The 21,891-nt window shown below is 57.0% G+C and carries 20 protein-coding genes; 7 read left to right on the forward strand and 13 right to left on the reverse strand.

Going from position 1 to position 21,891, the window contains the following annotated elements:
- From BAR1_RS08505 to BAR1_RS08550, 10 genes are all read right to left on the reverse strand, one after another.
- Positions 1-870, reverse strand: coding sequence for an ATP-binding cassette domain-containing protein (locus BAR1_RS08505; RefSeq protein WP_118942626.1), 870 nt, complete (start codon positions 868-870; stop codon positions 1-3).
- Between the two features lie 3 nt (positions 871-873).
- Complete coding sequence (locus BAR1_RS08510; RefSeq protein WP_228408806.1) at positions 874-1,857, reverse strand: NapH/MauN family ferredoxin-type protein; 984 nt, start codon at positions 1,855-1,857, stop codon at positions 874-876.
- Positions 1,854-2,630 carry a 4Fe-4S dicluster domain-containing protein gene (locus tag BAR1_RS08515; protein WP_118942628.1) on the reverse strand — a complete coding sequence of 259 codons (777 nt, stop codon included), beginning with the start codon at positions 2,628-2,630 and terminating at the stop codon, positions 1,854-1,856. Before BAR1_RS08515 ends, BAR1_RS08510 begins: the two co-directional genes overlap by 4 nt.
- A complete protein-coding gene (gene nosD, locus BAR1_RS08520; RefSeq protein WP_162891714.1) occupies positions 2,627-3,898 on the reverse strand; it encodes a nitrous oxide reductase family maturation protein NosD in 1,272 nt (423 codons plus the stop codon). The genes BAR1_RS08515 and nosD overlap by 4 nt, the downstream gene beginning before the upstream one ends.
- Positions 3,899-3,905: 7 nt before the next feature.
- Positions 3,906-5,039, reverse strand: coding sequence for a hypothetical protein (locus tag BAR1_RS08525; protein WP_228408808.1), 1,134 nt, complete (start codon positions 5,037-5,039; stop codon positions 3,906-3,908).
- 121 nt (positions 5,040-5,160) lie between these two features.
- Positions 5,161-5,874 carry a c-type cytochrome gene (locus tag BAR1_RS08530; RefSeq protein ID WP_228408810.1) on the reverse strand — a complete coding sequence of 238 codons (714 nt, stop codon included), beginning with the start codon at positions 5,872-5,874 and terminating at the stop codon, positions 5,161-5,163.
- A gap of 22 nt (positions 5,875-5,896) precedes the next feature.
- Positions 5,897-6,547, reverse strand: a complete 651-nt coding sequence (locus BAR1_RS08535) for a c-type cytochrome (protein ID WP_162891715.1) — start codon at positions 6,545-6,547, stop codon at positions 5,897-5,899.
- Positions 6,548-6,622: 75 nt separating this feature from the next.
- Positions 6,623-8,920, reverse strand: a complete 2,298-nt coding sequence (gene nosZ / locus BAR1_RS08540) for a Sec-dependent nitrous-oxide reductase (protein ID WP_118942631.1) — start codon at positions 8,918-8,920, stop codon at positions 6,623-6,625.
- Positions 8,921-9,202: 282 nt separating this feature from the next.
- Positions 9,203-10,135 (reverse strand): 1,4-dihydroxy-2-naphthoate octaprenyltransferase, encoded by a 933-nt coding sequence (gene menA, locus BAR1_RS08545; RefSeq protein WP_118942632.1) that lies wholly within the window; start codon positions 10,133-10,135, stop codon positions 9,203-9,205.
- A complete protein-coding gene (locus tag BAR1_RS08550; RefSeq protein ID WP_162891716.1) occupies positions 10,132-10,896 on the reverse strand; it encodes a ubiquinone/menaquinone biosynthesis methyltransferase in 765 nt (254 codons plus the stop codon). Before BAR1_RS08550 ends, menA begins: the two co-directional genes overlap by 4 nt.
- 383 nt (positions 10,897-11,279) lie before the next feature.
- Here BAR1_RS08550 and BAR1_RS08555 point away from each other — a divergent pair, with 383 nt between their 5' ends.
- Complete coding sequence (locus tag BAR1_RS08555; protein ID WP_118942634.1) at positions 11,280-12,944, forward strand: Na/Pi cotransporter family protein; 1,665 nt, start codon at positions 11,280-11,282, stop codon at positions 12,942-12,944.
- A gap of 32 nt (positions 12,945-12,976) precedes the next feature.
- Here the strand turns inward: BAR1_RS08555 and BAR1_RS08560 are convergent, their stop codons facing one another.
- On the reverse strand, positions 12,977-13,366 hold the full coding sequence (locus BAR1_RS08560) for a hypothetical protein (RefSeq protein WP_162891717.1): 390 nt from the start codon (positions 13,364-13,366) through the stop codon (positions 12,977-12,979).
- Positions 13,367-13,465: 99 nt separating this feature from the next.
- Here BAR1_RS08560 and BAR1_RS08565 point away from each other — a divergent pair, with 99 nt between their 5' ends.
- Complete coding sequence (locus tag BAR1_RS08565) at positions 13,466-13,813, forward strand: winged helix-turn-helix transcriptional regulator (RefSeq protein ID WP_228408811.1); 348 nt, start codon at positions 13,466-13,468, stop codon at positions 13,811-13,813.
- A complete protein-coding gene (locus BAR1_RS08570; protein WP_118942637.1) occupies positions 13,810-14,403 on the forward strand; it encodes a nucleotidyltransferase family protein in 594 nt (197 codons plus the stop codon). The genes BAR1_RS08565 and BAR1_RS08570 overlap by 4 nt, the downstream gene beginning before the upstream one ends.
- On the opposite strand, the gene BAR1_RS08575 is transcribed toward BAR1_RS08570, so the two are convergent.
- Both BAR1_RS08575 and BAR1_RS08580 read right to left on the reverse strand, forming a co-directional pair.
- Positions 14,400-14,969: a carboxymuconolactone decarboxylase family protein gene (locus BAR1_RS08575; RefSeq protein ID WP_118942638.1), complete on the reverse strand. Its 570-nt coding sequence runs from the start codon at positions 14,967-14,969 to the stop codon at positions 14,400-14,402. The genes BAR1_RS08570 and BAR1_RS08575 overlap by 4 nt on opposite strands.
- 115 nt (positions 14,970-15,084) lie before the next feature.
- The gene (locus tag BAR1_RS08580; RefSeq protein ID WP_118942639.1) at positions 15,085-16,146 is read right to left on the reverse strand and encodes an Mrp/NBP35 family ATP-binding protein; all 1,062 of its coding nucleotides are present in this window, start codon (positions 16,144-16,146) and stop codon (positions 15,085-15,087) included.
- A gap of 12 nt (positions 16,147-16,158) precedes the next feature.
- On the opposite strand from BAR1_RS08580, the gene BAR1_RS18180 reads away from it, so the two are divergent.
- The 4 genes from BAR1_RS18180 to BAR1_RS08600 all read left to right on the forward strand — a co-directional run bounded on the left by BAR1_RS18180 (position 16,159) and on the right by BAR1_RS08600 (position 21,883).
- On the forward strand, positions 16,159-16,824 hold the full coding sequence (locus tag BAR1_RS18180; RefSeq protein WP_228408813.1) for a hypothetical protein: 666 nt from the start codon (positions 16,159-16,161) through the stop codon (positions 16,822-16,824).
- Between the two features lie 115 nt (positions 16,825-16,939).
- Positions 16,940-17,704, forward strand: coding sequence for a hypothetical protein (locus BAR1_RS18100; RefSeq protein ID WP_194295028.1), 765 nt, complete (start codon positions 16,940-16,942; stop codon positions 17,702-17,704).
- Positions 17,705-17,785: 81 nt separating this feature from the next.
- Positions 17,786-19,303 carry a c-type cytochrome gene (locus BAR1_RS08595; RefSeq protein WP_118942641.1) on the forward strand — a complete coding sequence of 506 codons (1,518 nt, stop codon included), beginning with the start codon at positions 17,786-17,788 and terminating at the stop codon, positions 19,301-19,303.
- Positions 19,304-19,318: 15 nt separating this feature from the next.
- Positions 19,319-21,883, forward strand: a complete 2,565-nt coding sequence (locus BAR1_RS08600; RefSeq protein ID WP_118942642.1) for a molybdopterin-dependent oxidoreductase — start codon at positions 19,319-19,321, stop codon at positions 21,881-21,883.
- The last annotated feature ends 8 nt before the right edge of the window (positions 21,884-21,891 follow it).

Here is a 21,891-nt window from a genome sequence, read left to right on the forward strand (position 1 = left end):
CTACCCCTTGCCCGTGTCGCCGGTGTCCAGCGACAGATGTTCAATCAGGCTGGCATAACGCGACAACAGCCCCAGAAAGCGCAGCGTATCGGCGGCCGGAATTTTACCGGCATAGTGGCGCCCCTCGTCCGTTTCGGTAAACCCCCAGTCCAGCAGCGCCGCACCAAAGGTCGGATGTGCATTGGCCAGACCGATCCGGCATTGGCGAAACACGCCTGCCTTCAGCCGGTCCACCACGGAATCATCCAGCACCACAGCCCCGCGATCCAGTTCGATCACGCGGTTGACCAATGATGCAACCTCCTCTAGCCGGTGCGAGGCAATCAGCATCGAGCAATCCTTGCGTTCTGCCAGCAGATCGATGAATACAGCGCGGGCCGCCGGATCAAGGTTGGCGGCCGGTTCATCGAAAATCAACAGATCGGCATCGCGGGCCAGTGCCACGGTGACAAGGATTTTCTGTTTCTGCCCGCCCGACAGCCGGTAAAACGGCCGGTTGCGGATTTCGTCCAGATCAATGCCCAGTTTGCCGGCAATCTCCTGCATAAGGGCCGCGCTGGCCCCTGCCCCTTTTTCGGCAAAGCGCAGCAGATCGCCCACCGGCAAGCGCAGCGGTGGCGGCAGTTGCGGCACAAAGGCAATCTGCGCCAGAGTGCCGACATCACGCCGCGCAGTGCGCGCGCCCTCGAACCGCACGTCACCCTGATAGCGGTAATGCCCCAGCAGACAGCGAAACAGCGTGGTTTTCCCCGCCCCGTTCGAGCCGATCAGCGCAATCCGGTCGCCCGCATTGATCGAAAGCGTCAGTTCGTCCAGAACCGCACGTTTTTCAAATCGTTTGGTCAGGCCATTGATGTCAATCAAACCCATATTCTAGATCACCTTGTCCAATCCGCGGAAGGTATAGCTTAGCGCCCCTTGCGGGCAGGCATCAATGCACAAACCGCAGCGGGTGCAATCGGGGGCGATATATTCGGTGGTGTCCTGCGCATAACCCATCTTGGTGATTTCCAGCACATGTGGCACCAGACAAACCGCGCGACATTCGCCTTCGTGCACGCATTTGGACAGATCGTATTTGATCTGCACCGGTGCGGCCGTGCCGATCACCCCGTAAGTCAGGCCCATCGGACAGATGTAGCGGCACCAGGCGCGGCGGGTAAAGAATATCTCGAACCCCAGCAGGAAGATCACCCAGACCAGCGCCACGGTCGGACCATAGATCAGGGCGCGGCTGACGATGCCGATCGGGTTGACGTATTCATAAACCGTCAGGCCGATGGCAAAGGTCAGGACCATGAAAACCACCCAAAGAACCACACGCAAACCGCGGTGGAACGGATGGTCCTTGACCCAGCCACGATTGGCCAGAAAGACGTGGATGGATTCGGCCCATTCGGCCAGCAGGTGATAGGGACAGGCCCATGAACAGAAGGCGCGCCCGCCAAAGAACCACCACAGGATCGCCACCGTAACCATGCCGATCACAAGGTTCAACATCAGATCCTTGTAGGCCAGCGTCACCATAATGGCCGAGGTCGGATCGGCCATATGGAACCCCAGGAACCGCGAGGCGGTCATCGCCCCTTCGACCAGTTGCACATCCCAGGAAAAGGACACCACAAACATCAGGTTGATCAGGATGATCGAGGTCCAGCGAATATATTTCCACTTGTTCGAGACGATCGGATACTCATGTTCCTTGGCAATGATTTCACGCCGGATCGCGCTTTGCTCGGGCGTTTTCTGGAATTTTTTCATATCCCGCGCGGCATCGGTTTCCTCGGCCTTTTCGGGGCGGCGCGGTTTGGCGCCGAACATCATGGCCAGTTTATGTGCATACCATTTCATGCTCATGACGTTTCTCCCAGGCTCATTTCCGTATCAATGATGATTGCGGCAGGTTCGGTCGGACACATCATTTCGCAGGTTCCGCAGCCAACGCATTTGTCGGTGATGGTCGGCACAAAGCGGTGCTCGCCATCGCCTTCCGACATGGCCACCAGCGAAATCGCCCCTTCGATCGGACATTCGCGCACGCACAGGTCGCACAGCTCCAGATCATAGGGGTGATCGGCCACCCTGATCGGCTCCCAGCGGTTGATTTCCTCGTAACGCAGCATGCCTTCAAAATCCGGCCCCTGCACAATCCCCTTGAACCCCTCGCCCTTCATCGCAAGGCAACTGTCAGGGCGGGCCAGACGGGCAACGCCCATTGTGACCTCTTCCTTGGTGGCTATTTCATGCGACAAAGCACCCGTCGGGCAGGCCAGCACACATTGCACCGCGTCACAGGAAAAATCGCAGGCCTGCGCGCGGGCGTCGATATAGGGCACGCCCAGACCATAGCCTTCGTCACTGTCGCCCAATTTGATCGCCTGAACAGGGCAAACCTGCACACATTGGCCGCATTTGATACAGGCGGCCAGAAATTTGTCCTCGACCAGGGCACCGGGCGGACGCAGGCGGTCATAGACCCGTTTCAGAACCGGATACCACCCCACAAGCGAGGCAGTGACCACCGCCGCACCCGCCCCCAGCGAGCGCATGATCATCCGGCGGCGTTCCAGTTGCAGCCGCGTCAGGCGTTTCTTTTTCGGCTTTTGGGCGGGGGCTGTTTCATCAGTCATTGCAGCATCTCCAGCGCTGATTTCGGGGCGTCCTGAACGGTGATATGTTCGGGCGGCTCCATTAACGGGGTGTTTTCGCGCATCAACAGGCGGGGTTCGGAAAACGGTGCAAGGCGTTCGACAAAATCCAGCGCCGCCAGAGCAAAGCCGCCGCGAAAGAACGAGGCATGCGGCACCTCCATCCAGAGGCGGTCGGCGTAGTTGTAGATTTCGTATGGCACATCGCCAACACCATCCCTGTCCTTGTCAAAACCGGCATAGTCGTCCCAGTGGTTGCCGTTCCAGCCTTCGCGCATCGCGGTGCCGCGGCCATTGACCAGAACCTGTGTGAAATTCGACAAAAAGGAATTGTCGTTGAAATTGTTGCCGGTCCAGTCGTTCAGAAACCGGATTCCGACACCGTTATAGGCAATCCTGTTGCCTTCAAAGGTGTTGGGGTGTTCGGGGTCCCAGGGTGACGGGTCCAGATATATGCCAAAGGCATTGCCGACGATGTTGTTGTTATAGACTTTGGCGCCCGAACTTTCCTTGAAACCCACACCAATCCCCGACGCCCCCCATGATCGCAGGATCTGGTTGTCGCGCAGGGTGATGTTATTGGCATACATCATGAAAATGCCAACCACGCAGTCGCTTATCTCGTTGTTTTCAACGGTGTTGCTGTGGGCGTACATAAAGTGGATGCCATAACGGCCATTGCGGATGCGGTTGTTGCGGATGATATTGTTTGCCGAATACCAGATCACAAAATCGCGGGCGTCCTGGATATCGTTATCCTCGAATTTGTTGTCGTTGGAATACCAGACGCGGATACTGTCGCCGCGCATTTCCAGCGGCTGCGCGCCGGTAAAAATGGTAACGCGGCGGAAAACGTTGTTGTTGGATTGCTTGATGTTCATCCCGAACAGGGTGTTCTGGATCCGCACATCGCGCACAACATTATAGTTGCCCTCGACATACAGCCCCGCATGGGTTTCGGTAAACAACCTGCCGGAATTTTGCAGGGTCAGGTTTTTCAATGTCGCGCCCGAGGTCCTGAGCGTAACGACAGTCCCTTCCCCGCCCCCGTCAATCACCACACCGTTGCGACCGTCCAGAACGATGTTGTGGTCAATCACGATGTTTTCGACATAGGTGCCGGCGGGCGGCACAACTTCGGCCCCGTCCGCCGCTGCGTCGATCATATCCTGCAATGTGCCTGCCGACACAGGGCCGGCAAGCATCATGGCAAGGATCGCGCCAAGCACTTTGTTTGGAAAGGGGCGCATGATCCGGTTACATCCGTGCGGCTGCATCGCCAGCAGTGCGAACTTGCTTGAACCGGATCAGACCGGCCAGCAGCAGCAATGCCGAGGATGCCAGCATCAGGAAGAACCCGCGTGCCGGATAGGAATGGGTGGTAAACTGCGCCACTTTCCCGTCGCCGAATACGGTCGGCATGAACGGTTTCAGGGTAAAGGCCCCCATTTCGTTCAGGCTATGACCATACCACCAGAGCCAGCCGGCATATTCCGCCAGAAATCCGACCGGCAATGCCATCGGGATCAGCACCAGCAACCAGTAGAACGGCGATTTCACAGACCACGCGGCAAAGGTCATCAGCGCCATGAAGGCTATGATCACCGCATAAAGGATCTGTGCAACCGAACTCATCGTGGCAACCAGCGGGTCATTGCGCTCTGGCTCGTTAAACCAGCGGGCCAGCGATTTACCGTAATGCCATTTAAAGACCTGCATCAAAGAGCCGTTCCATTCCTCTTGCTGGTCCGAAGGGCGTTTGAAATTGTCGATATTGTAGGCCCGCCGCAGGTTGTCCAGCAGGGCATCCTTGTCCTTGTTAGCGGCGGCGTCTTCCACCGCTGCCTTGTTGCTTTCATCCAGTGATTGCTGAAGCATTTGCACAATCGGTGCCAGATTTCGGTTGGTATCCCCCGCGTCCTGCCCCAGCGACACCACCATGCCGCTTAGATAGTTTGTGGTATGCAGCTTGGTCCCGTCTTTGCCGTACATTGCCATGGTCATCCAGACGGCAATCCCGCCATATCCGACAATCGAAACCAGCAACCGGGTTTTTCGCCCCGGTGCGGCAAAGGCCAGTGCCATCACAATCAGCATGGCAAACAGGAAGGGTGAAAATGCTTTTTCCACCGGCCCGCCCGATGCGATTGGATACATGCCAACGTAGTGGTTGATCGTGTCCATTTCATGCACACAATTCAGGGCTTCGGTTTCGACCACCTCTTCGCTGTCGCGTATGGTGCAGCCGTTTTGCACACTGTCCATATGGAACAGAATACGAATCCCCTGCGGGAAGGTTGCCTCGGGGTAATTCGGCGCTGTCAGTGACACCCACCAACCGGGTGACACAAAGGAAAAACCGATCAAAACCACCGAGATAAGTACCAGCACACGGTATACGATACCGCGGCGTGAAGACGACGCCTGTTCCATAGCAAACCTGTCTATTAGTTAAATGTGTCCCGGACAGGGGCAACCTGTCCGGGGTGTTCATACGAGCAGTAGCAGATACTTACCAGTCGAAATCGGGGTTAACCCAGCCGGGTTCCGCGATCATTTCGGGGTGCGGTTTCAACCGTGAAACGTAGTCCAGCACGGCGTCCATGTCCTCGTCGCTGAAACTGGCAATCTGTTTCACCATATCCGGGTTGGCATTACGGCGCTTGCCATCACGGATCCACTGGAACTGACGCACCAGATAGTTGTAGTGCTGGCCGTGGATACGGGGATAGAATTTTTCGTCCGATCCTTCACCAGATTCACCGTGACAGCGCACGCAGTTGTCCTTGTACAGCTTCTCGCCCAGTTCCAGATTATCGCCCGGCCCTACCCCGTTTTCGGGGTTCATCGGCAGTTTGGAAATATAGGCAGCAACATCCATAATGGACTGTGGCCCACCAATTTCGGATGGCTTGGCGAAAGGATACATTGTCGGGTTATCGCGGTTTTGCGCCCGAATATCCGCCAGCTGTTTGATGATCACATTCACATGCTGACCAGCCAGCTGCGGGAATGTCCCGTCCGGCAGACCCCAGCCATTCAACTGGTGACAGGCCGAGCAAACCTCGTAGGTTTCGATACCGTTTTCATGGTCCGGAGTCAGGCCAAGGGCTTCGTCCTGCTCGCCGCCGGTGTTGTTCCAGCCCTCGGTGGCGGTTTCTGCCAGTACGGGGGCCGCAAAGGCCAGCACTGTGGCCATAACGGCCGATGTTATTTTCATTTTCATTTTGCGCTTCCTTTCAGGTTGCTTATTCCGCATTGCGGTCGATTTGCGAAAGCCATGTTGCCATGGCCGCGATTTGATCGTCATCAGCCCGTTTGATCGTGCCGAACATCATCTTGGATTTGCCGGATGTGCGTGTCTTGTCACGAATTTCGGTCATTGCGCGGATCAGATACTCGCGATCCAGACCGGCAATATAGGGATAGGCCTTGTTGCTGGGCTTATCGCCTTCCTTCCCGTGGCAGGAGCGGCATCCCAGTTTCTTATAAATCTTTGCCGCAGCCGCCAGTTCATCTTCGGTTGGCGCTGGATCCAGAACCTCTGGTTTGGCGGGATCCTGCACTGCCAGATAGGCAACAACATTTTTCAAATCATCTTCCGACAGCAAATGCATGATATCGGCCATGCCCTGCACAAAGGTGTGTCCGGTTTCCGGATCGACACTGCCCACGCGTTTGCCATCTCTGATGGCTTTGAGCTGCGTCAACAGATAGGCTGGGTTCTGCCCTGCCAGCGCTGGATAGGTTGCAATCGGCTTGGCACCATTACGGCCATGACAGGCCATACAGGTTTTGGTCATATAAACCCGTTTACCATCTTTGACAGCATCGGAAAAAGCAGGGGCCGCCGATAGGACCGCCGTGCCAAGGATGAGAGCGGTGAGTGCTGAACGCATTTCGTGTCCTGACTTGTTAATTCGGGTGAGAACGGGTGGCGCGAACGCCACCCGCATTATCATTAAGGATTTGCCTTACTCGACGACGACAGCGCCGTGTTCATCCAGGTAGGTTTTGGCGCGCAGACCAATATCGGCGGCTTTCACCTGATACTGCCACCACTGACCGGCCCAAAGTGTCGCGTTCTGCCAGTCACTTTCGGCAGCCGCGGCTTCGGATTTGGCCTTGGCATCCGCAGCAAAGTTCAACTGGTCAACCGCATCTTCGACTAGCGATGCAACTTCGGGGAAGTCCTTATAGTTGCGTGCTGTGATGTAGCCGACCACACTGTCGATAACCGCCTGGGTATCAACATTGGTCTGAACCTGCTTGTCATAGTCAGCCTGGGTATAGGCCTGACCTTCGGACACAGCAGCCGCTTCTTCGACATAGCCCTTGGGCTTGATCACCAGATAACCTTCCATCTCCAGGTGCAGGGCCGAGCAGAACTCGGTGCAATAGAAGGAGAAGATACCGGGCTTGTCGGCAACGATCGACGCGGTCGAGGTTTTGCCGGGTTCCAGCGAAAGGTTCACGTTATATGTCGAAACCGAGAACCCGTGGGTTTCGTCTTCGGCACGTTCCGAGTTGGTGATGATGAAGTTGACGGTGTCGCCTTCGTTCACTTCGATGATTTCCGGTGTAAAGTGCGACCGGATCGCAGTCATGTAAACGTTGACTGTTGTGCCGTCACGCTCGATCCGCTCGGAACCGGGACGTGTCGCACCTTCGTGCTTGCCGCCTGTGCGCGAGTTGGTGCCATAGCGGTACCGAACCAGCGGCTTCAGCTTGTCTGCGGCAATAGCGGCAGCATAGTGCGGCTCGCCCAGTGGAACGGGCATGTCGTACAGCAGTTCCATCTTGTCGCCAGTGATGTCGATCAGCTGGTGGTTCTGCGGGTGCAGCGGGCCAACAGGGTTGAACCGGTCAATCGCCAGTTTGTTCAGCGAAATCAGGTAATGGCCGGCGGGTTTAACGCTTTCGCCTTCCATTGCCACAAGGTGGCCAACGTTATAGTGGATCGAGATCTTGTCCAGAACCTTGCCTTCGCAATAGTCCCATTTCGCAATCTGGCTATCCACATACAGCGATGTATAGATCACACATGGTTTGGAATCATACTGGTTGTGCAGCGGACCAAGGCCCAGCGGCACCTGAACGTGCAGCGCGTCTTCCATCTTGATGATTGGCAAACCGTAGGGATCAACACCCGAGAAGTTCTTGGCCTCGATGGCGGCCTGAATTTTCTCGAACGAATAAACCGATGCGGTTACGTCCAGTTTACCACCGACAACGATGAATTTACCATCGGGCGAAACGTCAACGCCGTGTGGTGATTTTGGTTCGGCGACCAGATAAACAAGACCTTCTTCAACAGCGGTTTCCAGACTGATGACCGGGTGGTCATTGATCATTGTAACCTTGCCGGCCTTGTAGACCTCTTCTGCCTTCTTCCAGTTGATGATGTGAAGGAAGTCGGTATCGGCCTGCGAACAGCCAGCCTCGAACGGCGGACGGCCGCTTTCGATACCGCCAACATAACGTTCCGCACAGAACGAGTTGGTGAAGGACCAGCCATAGGACACCAGTTTACCGGCGTCGGTCAGATCCTGAGTGTAGGGTGGCAGTTCGATCGAGAAACTGTTCTCGGGTTCGATCCGGCCTTTTTCACGGTTGAATTTCCAGTAGGTAATCGCCCCGCGGAATTTCTCGTTGAAGTCGGAAAGCGGTGCGAAACCACGGCCCAGAATGCCCGGATATTGCGCAGCTTCCAGAACATATTCCGTGTTCGGTGTCACGAATGTGCCGCCGTGTTCGGATTGCAGGATCGGGTTCACAACAATCTGCTTGGTTTCGAAGTCATCAAGCGAAATCACACCAACACGGGGCGCTGATTTGTCGTTGATGAACAGGAATTCACCATCCGGCGCGCCTTCGGTTTCCGACAGCGCGGGGTGGTGGGTATCGCCCCAAGTCAATTCGCGGCCGTCGATTATACCGCCAGCCAGAACCGCTTTGGATTCCTCGTCAAAACCATAGCCTTGCCATGGTTCAGGCGTAAACACCGAAACGTATTTCAAAATGCGCATCGAAGGCACACCATATACCATGATTTGCCCTGACTGACCGCCAGATGAAAATACAATAAATTCGTCACGTCCCCCTGTCGGCGTGTAGGTTTTGGCCGCAGCAAGCAGATCTTTCTGGCTAAGCCCCCTACGTGCCATCACTTCATCCAGTGTCTCGGCCGGAACTGCCATCGCAGTTGCTGCCAGACCCAGAGAAGCAACGCCCGCCAAGGTGGTAAAGCGTTTGCGTATGGTCTGTTTCATTTTCTGTCCTCGTATTTCCGGGCAACCAATTTCGCTATTACACCGAAGCCCGGAGTCGGTGCCGCGCAAGTCTGGATATAGATGTGGCGCAGACTTGATCACGGGAACTTGACCACACAAAAATTTTGCGTTCCTTGACTTTTGTCAAAGCGTGGTGGTTTTTGCATCCATTTTTTTGAATATTTCCCGGGGCGGGATTGTCCGGGGATCAAACAAAGGCTGTCTCGACCTATTCTCCTACAGATTTGGCCGAAAACCGAATCCCCGAAAGCCGGTTCCAGATTAGAAATACCGGGCTAAGACGATCGCAAACAAAAGCAGAATCTGGAAACCTACAGTGCCGGCAATCAACCTGTTCAGGCCCGCAGAAACAGGGGTTTTCATCATTCCGGCGACCAGAATGAATGCAAGAACAGTGACCGGAACAAAAGGTAGAAAGCCTGCAATATTACTTGCGGATATCAATACCCCGCCCAGTAATGCCGCCATCAGGAAAAACCCGTAAAGGCCACGGGTTGCCCCCTGCCCGATTACAATTGCCAAGGTTCTTCGACCGGCAATTTGATCTAGATCACGATCCCGATGGTTGTTGATCAACAGAACCGCTGCAGCCGGCAGGCCGGTGATGATTCCAATCATCAGCACATCACCCGTGATCTGCTGACCGTGCAGATAAACCGTACCTCCAACCGCAACAACGCCAAAGAACGCAATTACCAGCGCTTCGCCAAGCGGGCTGTGGGACAAAGGATATGCTCCCATTGAATAGAAATATCCCAAGGCCAGCGAAACCAGCCCGATTAGAATGACCGGCCAGCCACCGATCATGGTCAGCCACAGGCCGAACAGCGCCGCTGTGGCAAAAGCCGCCATGGCCGCGCGCCGTACCAGTGCCGCATCCAGCAGGCCAAGGCCGGTCATACGGGGCGGCCCCAAGCGGTCCGGCCCATCTGTTCCGCGCCCGCCATCGGCTGCATCGTTCCACAGGTTTGTGCCAATCTGGATCGAAGCGGCGGCCACCATAGCGGCCACCATCACTGCCACATTCCAATCCCCGGATTGCGCCGCCAGCCATGTACCCACCGCAACAGGCGCCAGCGACAGTCCAAGGGTTTTCACCCGCGCCGCAATGAACAACAAAACAGGCATCGGCAAATGCCGCAGCCGATCTGCTATCTGCGCCGTGGTATCCGCTGTGGGGGCTGTTGAATTCATTTCTTTACCGCAACATGCAACACCGCAACGCCGAACATAAAGGCGCGGGTTTCGATCGTTTCCAGCCCTGCCTTGTCCAGTGCACGGGTCACGTCATCGGCGGCCGGGAACAGGCGGATCGATTCCACCAGATAGGTATAAGCCCCCTTGTCCCGCGCCACCATCGCGCCGATGGCCGGAATGACAAAACGCGAATGAATACCGTAAAACGGTGCAAACCACGCCGCGGGCTTGGAAAACTCCAGCAACACCAGACTGCCCCCTGGTTTCAGCACCCGCGCGGTTTCGGCCAGCGCACGTGCCGGATCGGTCATGTTTCGCAGCCCGAACACCAGCGTCACACCGGCGGCAAAGGCATCCCCCAGCGGCATATCTTCGGCCTCGGCGTGTAGATATTCAACACTATCCCCGCCGCGTTTGCGGGCCACCTCCAGCATACCGGCGCTGGCATCGGCGATGATCACCTTGCGGGACGGATCGGCCGCCTTCACCCCAAAGGCAATGTCACCCGTGCCCCCCGCCAGATCAACCAGCGGGCCATCCTTGCCCTGAAGCCGCTTTAGCGCCACCCGCACCGTGGCGCGTTTCCACAGGCGGTGCAGGCCAAAGCTCATCAGATCATTCATCAGGTCATAACGTGGTGCGATCCGGTCAAACAACGCCCGCACAGCGCCGCGCCGCTCAGCCTCGGCCACGCGTTCTGCGCCGAAAGTTTCGCGCAGACTGTCCAGTTCCTTGACCCGTTCTTGTGACGCTACCATTGCCTCATCCCTCTTGCTTGCCCTGCATATAGAGGGCTGGGTTCGTCCTGTCACCAAGCTAAATAACGACAGCAAAGATTCTTCCATTGGGCAGATTGTCCCGCTCGGAAATTCCCTGCATATTTGTTTTGCAAGCCGCACGGCCATCCCGACATCTGGTAAAAGCTGGCCAGATCATGGGTTCGCAAATGTTTTGATTTTGGCTTGCAACAATGCTGTCATATAACTGTTACACGACTGTTACATAGCGGTTTTTCTGCTTTTTTCAGTCACTTACCGCGTGTTTGCTTGCCCCGACAAAGGCCGTATACCATCAAATACGCTTGCAAACAGGGCATCCTTTGCCTAGTTAGGCGCACCCATCCAAGGCGAACGAGGCAGCAGTGCTAACATTTATACTAAATCTTGCGGGGTCGGCGGCGCTATTGTTGTGGTCCGTCCGCATCATCCGCACCGGCGTGCAGCGGGCCTTCAAAAGCGAATTGCGCACATGGCTGCGCCGCTCGTCGGGCAACCCGCCACTGGCTGCTGGAACAGGTGTGATCACAGCGATATTGCTGCAAAGTTCGACTGCAGTGGCGCTGCTTGTCACCAACTTTGCCGCCAAAGGCACGATTGCGGTTGGCGTCGGGCTGGCGATGTTCCTCGGGGCGGATCTGGGGTCGGCGATTGTCACGCAAATCCTGCTGGTACGCGCGGCATGGCTGATCCCGCTGTTGCTGTTGCTCGGGGTGGCGATGTTCCTGAAAGGGCAACAGCCCAAAGTCCGCCAGACGGGCCGTATCCTGATCGGCCTTGCGCTGGTTCTGGTATCGCTGGATATGATCCGTATGGCCACCGACCCGATCCGTGACAGCGCCGCGATTGCACCCTTTGCCGGCTATCTGGCACGCGATGTGTTCTCGGCCTTTATCGTTGGCGCTTTGCTGGCCTGGGCGATGCACTCCAGTGTCGCGGCTGTGTTGATGTTTGTCACTTTCGCCGCCCAGGGTCTGTTGCCCGCCACAGCGGCAATGGCGATGGTTCTGGGGGCCAATCTGGGCGGCTCCTTCATCCCCTTTACCCTGACCCTCGGGGCGCCGGCCAATGCCCGTATCATTGTCATCGGCAACCTGTTGCTGCGCGGTGGCGGGGCCGTCATCGCCTTGTTAATGTTGAATTTTGAGGTATTCCCGCTGGATGTTCTGGGGGCAAGCGCCGAACGTCAGTCCATCAACCTGCATCTGGCCTATAACCTTGCCGTGGTGCTTTTGTCCTTGCCGCTGATCCCCCCGCTGACCCGCTTTCTGGACCGGATACTGGCCGATCCGATTTCACCCGATGCCGTCAGGATCGAACGGATCAGTGCGCTGGACGAAACCGCGCTGGACGATCCCGACCGCGCCCTGATCTGCGCCTCTCGCGAGGTGCTGCATATCGGTGAAAAGGTCGAGGCCATGCTGTCCCCTGTTCTTGGCCTTTACGAAACCTGGGACGACGCCACGGCCAAAGCCATCCGCGAAAATGAATCCGAAGTGAACGCAATGTATTTCGACACCAAACTGTATCTGGCCAAATTGCACCAGAAACAGATTCCGGAAAAGACGGCCCACCGCAGTATGGAATTGTCCTCGGTGGCGATCAACCTCGAAGCAGCAGGCGATGTAATATCGAAAAATCTGCTGGGGATGGCGCACAAGGTGCATGACAAGGGGCTGAAATTCTCGCCCCAGGGCTGGCGCGAGTTGTGCGATTTCCATGATCGGGTGCTGTCGAACGTGCAACTGTCGCTGAATGTGCTGATGACCAACGGGGTCGATGCTGCCCGCCAGCTGGTCGAGGAAAAGGAAACCGTGCGCGATGTCGAGGCGGAATTGCAACGCCGCCATCTGGAACGCCTACGCAAAGGCACCACCGAAAGCATCGAAACCAGCAATATCCACCAGGAAACCTTGCGCGCGCTGAAACAAATCAATACGGCGGTATCGATGGTGGCCTATTCGATCCTGCGCGACACCGGCGAACTGCTGCCCAGCCGTCTGGCCGAACATAACGAAGAACACGGTTGATCGGGCAAGGCACCCCTGCCCGATCGCTTGGCTTATGCTGTTACCCGCCGCGCAACACCACGCCGCAACAAACTTAGCCCAATAATGAACAGTGTTGCGTTAAACATCGCAATGCCCGAATGCTCGATCGAAACCACACCCGTGCCGGTGTAAAACAGCCCCGCCGCAAGGTCGATCATTTGAATGGCAATCATTCCATCCGCCCAGATTCTGTAACGCACAGGGTCGCTGGCAATCACGAACATCCCCACGCCATAAACCAGAAACCGCCCGGCCAGCATCGCCAGCGGATAATTGATGTCCTGCCCGATCTCGCTTAGCCCCTGCCATGCGACAAAGAACTGCGGTGCGAACAGGTAAAGCGCGCCCAGCACCAGCTGGACCACACCGATGAAATAGCAGAGAGCCTTGAAGTACGTCATATCTTGTGCCTTTTTTGCTTGAAACATTGTTGAAAGGCAGACATATTTCCCTAACTTCCTTTTGGGAAGTAGTTACCTAAATGAAAGTGACTATCCGATATGGACGCTATGGAACCCGGTGTTGATTGCACCCCCGACTGCCCCGTAAGATTGTCCGCCGACATATTGTCCGGTAAATGGACCACGCTGATCATCCGCGAATTGCTGGCAGGCACGCGGCGTTATTCGCAACTGCAATATGCGCTGCTGGGGGTCAGCCCGAAAATCCTTGCGGCGCGATTGCGGATGCTCCAATCCGAAGGTCTGGTCACGCGCAAGGTTTACCCGACTGTGCCGCCCAAAACCGAATACACATTGACTGATCTGGGCCGGGAAGCGGAACAGGTGATCCGCGCCATGGCAGATTTCGGCGACTTGCTGGCCGCCCGCGCAGACATCGCGTCATGACGATATCAATCCTGATCCTTGCCGCCGGTGCCTCGATGCGCATGAAGGGCCGCGACAAGCTGTTGGAAGATGTCCACGGCCGCCCCCTGCTGCGCCATGTTACCCGCCGCGCGGTGGCAACGGGCTGTCCGGTGATGGTTGCATTGCCGGCGGGCAACCAGACCCGCCGCAAACTGATTGAGGGGCTGGATGTCACCATTCTGGAGGTCACAGATGCCGATAGCGGCATGGCTGCATCCTTGCGGGCGGGTCTGGGGGTATTGCCGGATAAGGCCAGAGGATTACTTGTCGCGCTGGCCGATATGCCCGATATAACCACTGACGATTACCTGAACCTTATCAAGGCCTTCCTGAATGATCTTGAAGCCAGCATCCACCGTGCAGCCAGTGCAGACGGCATCGCCGGAAACCCCGTTCTGCTGCCCCGCTGGGCGATTAACGATCCAGATGTTTTCACCGGCGATGCAGGTGCCCGCCACCTGTTGCGCCAACACGCCGAACGGGTGCGGCTGGTGCCCCTGCCCGACAGTCACGCCACCACCGATCTGGACACGCCACAAGACTGGGCAAAATGGCGCAAACGAACCTAGGCGCTTTCCTTGTTGATCACCGCCAGCGGCATCTGGCAAAACCCCTGCGCCGGAATATCCAGTGCGGCGTTATATTTGCTCGACATGTTCTGGAACGCGATCAAGCCGCAGAGTTCGGCCAGGGCATCCTCGTCAAAATGCGCCTTTAGATTCTCCATCAACCCCGCCGTAACATCCTGATCCGTATAGGTTATCGCCTCGGTCAGCTCCAGCGCCAGTCGTTCGCAACCGTCAAACAGATCACTATCCTTCCAGCCCACCAGATGCGCCACCTTATCCTCGCTCACCCCGCGCTTCATCAGGGTGGTGGCGTTTATATCGACGCAGAATTCGCAATGGTTGATCTGCGACACCCGCACCGTCACCAAAGACCGCAACGCCGGATCAATCCGCCCCTTGCGCCGGTTCAGCGCGCCATACAGCAGCGCCACCCCGATAAACACCGAGGGCGTGCGCGCCCAGAGCATCCCCGGCTCCAGCACCTTGCCGTATGTCTTTTTCTGCTTCCAGAAAAACAGCCGGATATACCACGGGTAATCGGAAACGGGTTTGGGCGGGATGAACATATTTCACACCTTGATATTGTTGGGCCGCGCGCCCTTTGCCAGCCCTATTTTTCAGCACAGGGCGCAATGGTCAACGGGACAAATTAGCCCGTTGAATACCCGTAATAACAAAGACTTACAGTGCCGCCAGCTGATCCTTCAACTTCTGTGCAATTTCGGCAAACCGCAACGCCTCGGGTCCATCCGGCATCGCCCGCACAATCGGCGTGCCGCTGTCGGACGTTTCGCGCAACACCCGCGTTAGGGGCAGCGCCCCCAGAAACGGGATGCCTTGCACCTTGGCCTCGGCCTCGCCGCCGCCGTGGCCGAACACGTCGTCCTCGTTCCCGCAGGATGTGCAGATATGGGTCGACATGTTTTCCACCAACCCCAGAACCGGCGTTTCGGTTTGGTGGAACATATCTATCGCACGGCGGGCGTCGATCAGGGCCACGTCTTGCGGAGTGGTGACGATCACAGCGCCGGTGATCGGGGTTTTCTGGGTCAGGGTGATCTGCACATCCCCCGTGCCCGGCGGCAGATCGACAATCAGCACATCCAGCGGCGCCCAGGCCACATCGTGCAGCATCTGTTGCAAAGCCCCCGCAAGGATCGGCCCGCGCCAGACCAGCGCGCGGTTTTCCTCCATCAAAAACCCCACCGACATCACCTTGACCCCATGCGCGGCAATCGGGATCAACCGTTCATTCATCGCCACAGGCCGCCCGTTGCTGCCCATCAGTTTGGGCTGTGAAGGCCCGTAAATATCGGCATCCAGTATCCCCACCTTCAGCCCCAGATCGGCCAGTGCCAGCGCCAGATTGGCCGAAACCGTCGATTTCCCGACCCCGCCCTTGCCCGAGCCAACGGCGATGATGTGTTTCACCCCGTCCACCTGTTCCGGCGGCGGCGGTGTGCGCCCTGCGGATAGGTCAGGCGGCGCATCGCCCTTGCGCTCGGCGGTTAACAGCACAGATACGTTTTCCACCCCGTCCAGCGCCGCAATCGCCGCCTCTACCTGATCGCGCACCGGCAGCATTGCCTGCGCATCCTGCGCCAGAACGTCCAGTACCAGTTGCACATGGCCCCCGTCCACTTTCAGCGCCCGCACAACATCCTCGGCGATTAAATCCTGTCCGGTTCGCGGGTGGTTTATACCGGCCAGAAGGGCCTTTATTTCAGCAGTGGTAACGGACATGCGGCATCCCCTATGAACCAGAAAACAATCGTTGCCCCTATCAAATCCTTCCCGCACCAATCGTCAACCGTCGGGTTTTGGCCAAACCGGGTGCGACAACCTGCCGCACCCGCCATTTCTGCCAACACCCTGCCATTTTGTCACCCTCGACGGCCCCTGAAATTCCGCATCGCGCGACGGATTGCAGAACAGCACCGGACATTCTGTCAGGTCGAAATCCCACTAAATGCCGCTTATCACCTTATTATCATTAATTTATTTTATTTTTCACTGCGACAATATGGTAATCAAAGAGTCGAAACGGGGGGCAACCGGATCGGACAGCAAAAAAACCGGCTGAGCGATCACAGTCCGCCCCCTGCATTGAAAAATGGGGGAAATATGCAGCATCGGACTCTATTTTTGACATTGGTTATCGCCGGATTGATGGCAGCAGCGCTTCCTGCAGCGGCCCAGTTCATTGCCGGGGTGGAACCATCGCAGCGCCCCGAAGGCGCACCCGTCATCACCGAATTCAAAAAGGACGGCGCATGGTATGCCCGGGCGCTGAGCGGAGTAATCCCGCCCTATCCGGCCAGCCTGCGGTTTCTCGAAGATCAGGGGGCCTGGTTCAACCCGTTCCTCTTTCCCGGGATGCTGCCCCCTTATGACATTCGTGGTTGGCACAAACAGGAATGAACCTTGCTGTTTTCCACCCACACACCAGTTTCCGGGACACCCCGGGGAGGCGGCGCAAGCTGACGGTAAAACAACCACAGTATGGGCGCCAATTATCTAAAGAGGAGCTAGAAGTATGACAAAAACGGTAAAATCAACTTTGGCAGCCATCTTGTGTTCGGGGTCTCTTATTGCGGGTGCAGCTGTTGCTGACACGCAAACAGGGATGTCAGGCATGGATGGCATGTCCGGTATGAACGGAATGTCAGGAATGAACGGTATGTCGGGTATGAATGGTATGTCGGGTATGAATGGCATGTCAGGTATGGGCGGCATGTCTGGAATGTCCGGCAATGGCGGTTCTAACTGGGTCTGCACCCAATGGAGCTATGGCGGTATGTCCGGCATGTCAGGTATGTCCGGCATGGGTGGCATGTCAGGTATGAATGGTATGTCAGGCATGGGCGGCATGTCCGGAATGAACGGCATGTCCGGTATGAACGGCATGTCCGGTATGAATGGTATGAGTGGCATGGATGGAATGTCCGGCATGAGCGGCATGGACGGAATGTCCGGCATGAGCGGCATGGACGGAATGTCAGGCATGAATGGTATGTCCGGTATGAATGGTATGTCAGGCATGAACGGAATGTCCGGTATGAACGGAATGTTCGGTATGAACGGAATGTCCGGTATGAACGGAATGTCCGGTATGGGCGGCATGTCAGGCATGAGCGGCAACGCTTCCGGCTGGTTCTGCACCCAATGGACAGCCTCTGGCCCCGTCATGGGCGGCATGTCAGGCATGAGCGGTATGTCGGGAATGGGCGGCATGAACGGCATGTCGGGTATGAACGGTATGTCGGGGATGTCCGGCAACTGGACACCACCTTCCAACTAACCAAACCGATAAATCAGGAAACGGCGGGCAACCGCCGTTTCCACAACCTGCCAGTTCACAGCCAATTGGGGACACTGCAAAATGAAAAAGATTGAATCGCTGTTAGGGTATTTGTCCCTCGCCGGGCTATTGGGCACGGCAGGGTTGGCAATTTTCGTCATCGGGAACCTTATCTTCCAAGGCAGCCCCGAGTCCGCAACTGCCGCGGTGTCCGAACCCGCAGCTAAAACCGACACACAATCAGACACAACAACGACAGCCGAAACACCCGCTGCCACCCCTGCCCCTGTGAAAGTCGCCGAAGCCACTCCCGCGATCAGCGTCGAGGCTGGCGAAAAAGTTTTCAAGAAATGCAAGGCCTGCCATACCATTGATGATGGCGGCGCCAAGAAGGTCGGCCCAAACCTGTGGGGCATTGTCGGGCGCGATGTCGCCACCAGCGAAGGCTTCAAATATTCCGACGCCATGCTTGGCCTGTCCGGCAAAAGCTGGGACGCCGCGATGCTGGACGAATATCTGACCAAGCCCAAGGCCTATGTGCCCGGCACCGCGATGAGCTTTTCCGGTCTGAAGAAAGAGGCCGATCGCCACAATCTGATCGCCTATCTGGCACAGCAATCCGCCAGCCCGCTTTCGGTGGCCGATCTGGGATTTGCCGCCACCGCAGCCGAGGCCACACCTGCCGCAGCGACCGAAGCCGCGGCAACCGAAACCGCAACTGAAGAACCCGCTGTGGAAGAGGAAAACACCTTTGTTGACAGCTACACCAACCCGCCGGCCCGCACCGCGGACGAGCAAGCCGCGATTGATGCAAAGGTAGCGGCCTTAACGGCCGAGGTCGAAGGCATGGATTACGAGCGCGCGCGCTATCATCCACTGCACTTCCCGCCAATGATCAATCAGGCCAGCAACGAGGAATGTCTGGTTTGCCACAGCGAGATCATGACAGCCAAACCGCGCGAAGCTTCGCCCGCCGGTGTACCTGCAACCGATACACTGGCATGGTACCAGACACTGGCCACCTACGAGGGGCCGCAGGAAACCTTCCACTATCGCCACCTGCAAAGCGATTACGCGCAGTCGGTGATGAATATGCAATGCACCTTCTGTCACAAGGCCAATGACCCGCGCGAGGAAAGCCCGGATTTGTTGTTTGGCCGCGCCGCTTACAGCGCCGCCCCAACGCCCGAATTCACCCTGCGTAAAATGGTCAACCCGTCGACAACCTGTCTGCGCTGTCACGGAGCCTTCCCGTATGAAAATATGGACGGGGTCGATGCCAACTGGCCCGAGGCCCGTCTGGACCTGGAGGACGAGGACACCCCCAACGGTTGTCTGGTCTGCCACGGCGAATACGGGTTCCGCACCAACCGCCACAACGTCACCTACCTGAACGCCCACAACATCGAGGACTTGGCAACCGCCAGTTCCGATACTTGTTACGGCTGTCATGGTGGCCGCCAGTGGTATCGCATTTCCTACCCCTACCCGCGCCATCCGTGGCCCGACATGGACGAGGAAACCCCCGACTGGGCGCTGGCGCGTCCCACCGCATCCGATCCCGAATATCAACGGCCCGAACCCACACGGTCTGAGTAACAGGAGACAAGAACAATGAAATTCCTGACAAATCCGGCAAAACTGGCCAAGATTTTCACCCAGACCCGGCGCGACTTCCTGAAATCCACCGCCGCGACCGCAACGCTCGGGTTGGTAGGCGGCGGGATCGCAGGCAAAGAGGTCAAAGCCTTCGCCTACGAGCCTTACCCGCTGGACGACGATCTGGAAACGGTGGTCACCTCCTGCGCCCACAACTGCGGATCCCGCCACATGCTGGTTGCGCATAAAAAGGGCGACGTGATTGTGCGCCTGTCCACCGATGACGGCACCCATCAGGGTGATGATGCCTATGGCACCGACACCGAGGAAAAGCCGCAGTTGCGGGCCTGTTTGCGGGGCCGGTCCTACCGCTCGCGCCTCTATTCGCCAGAACGGCTGCTGTACCCGATGAAACGGGTCGGCAAGCGGGGCGAAGGCAAGTTCAAGCGTGTCAGCTGGGACGAGGCCCTGACCGACATCGCCAAAAGCATGGTGCATCTAAAGGAAACCTATGGCCCGACCGCCATTCTGGACCAAAGCTATGCGGGGGCGTCTTATGGCGTGCTGCATAAATCGGACCAGATCGAAGGGCTGCTTGGCCGTTTTCTGGGCATGTTCGGCTGCCGCACCAATAGCTGGTCTGTGCCGTCCTATCAGGGCAATACATTCGCCAGCCGCATGTCTTATGGCACCATTCAGGACGGGAATGAAGACGACGCGTTCATGCATTCCAAACTGATCATCATGTGGGGCTGGAATCCGGCCTATACATTCCACGGCGGCAACACATTCTACTACATGCGCAAGGCCAAACAGCGCGGTTGCAAATTCGTGGTGATTGATCCGCAATATACCGACAGTGCATCGGCTTATGACGCATGGTGGATCCCGATCCGCCCCAACACCGATGCCGCAATGATGGCGGGGATGGCGCATTACATATTCGCCAACAACCTGCAGGATCAGGAGTTCATCGACAAATTCGTTCAAGGTATGGACGAAGGCACGATGCCTGATTGGGCCAAGGGGCAGGAAAACTTCAAAGACTACATCATGGGGGTCAGTGACGGCGTTGAAAAAACACCCGATTGGGCTGCCGACATCTGCGGGGTTTCCGCCGAGGACATCATCAAACTGGCCGATATGTATGCCACCACCAAACCGGCCGCGCTGAAGGCAAGCTGGTCACCGGGGCGCAACGCCTATGGTGAACAATACGCCCGCATGGCCAACGCGCTACAGGCGATGACAGGCAATGTCGGGGTGTTGGGCGGCTGCGCCGAAGGGGTTGGCAAAGGCTGGCACGCCGAGGGCGTGGCCTATCCTTACGACCAGTTCGCCAACGTCTGGTTTGCGGCGATCAAATCGGACCGCTGGGCGCATTGCGTGATCAACTACCCCAATGTGAAACGCGAGGAAATCGGCATCTGGCCGCGCGGCGACAATACCGATGGCCAGATCCCCAACATCCGCGGGATTTTCTGGCAGGGGTCGGACTGGTTCAACCAGCTGACCAACATCAACAAGGAAATCGAGGCGATTGACAAGCTGAACAGCTATGGCGAAGGCGAAAGCCTGCTGGTTTGCATGGACAGCACCATCACCCCGACCGGTATCTGGGCCGATTACCTGCTGCCAATTGCCACCCACTTTGAACGTCACGATGTGGCCTTGCCGTGGTACAAAGGGCATTACTACATACACCGTCCAAAAGTGATCAACCCGATGGGCGAAAGCAAATCGGATTTTCAGGTCTTCACCGAACTGGCCTATCGTCTGGGCTTTGGCCCCGGCTATAACCCCAAAGCGAACCGCGATTATTTCAACAACCCGGATGCGGTGGACGAGGCCTATCTGATCGACTGGTGGGGCAAGGTTCAGCACCATCAGGGGGTGGAATGGACTTGGGATGAGTTCAAGAAGCGCGGTGTTTACAAGTTCGTCTTTGACGAGCCGCAAGTCGCTTTCAAGGAACAGATTGAACAGGGCAAACCCTTCCAGACAGCCTCGGGCAAGATCGAGATTTTCTCGGGCCAATTGGCGCAGATCACCGACTGGACCAAGACATCTTACGGCTACTACATTCCGGCCATCCCGAAATGGATCGAACCATGGGAGAGCCTGAACCACCCGCTGACCAAAAAATTCCCCTTCCATATGATCAGCCCGCACCCGCGCTGGCGCACGCACTCGATATTCAACAATATCCCGTGGCTGCGTGAAACCTTCAGCCAAGAGGTAACGATCAATGCCTCGGACGCGGCGAAACTGGACATCCGTATGGGGGACATTGTGGAAATCTATAATGATCGGGGCAAGGTGATCGTGCCGGTCTATGTCACCGAACGCTGTATGCCCGGTGTGGTCGTACTACACGAAGGGGCGTGGATGGATCTGGACAAGGATGGCGTGGATCGCTCGGGCAACCCCGACTTCCTGACTAAGGATGATCCATCACCCGCAGGCGCCTTTGCCTATAACACTGTGCTTTGCAACATCAAGAAAACAACGCTGAACCATCGGCCCGGCTGGGACAAACTGGCCACCGCGCGCAGCCATGTTTTCCGCCGCGATCTGTAGGAGGGTTT

It is taken from the genome of Profundibacter amoris (assembly GCF_003544895.1).
Classification (GTDB): Bacteria; Pseudomonadota; Alphaproteobacteria; order Rhodobacterales; family Rhodobacteraceae; genus Profundibacter; species Profundibacter amoris.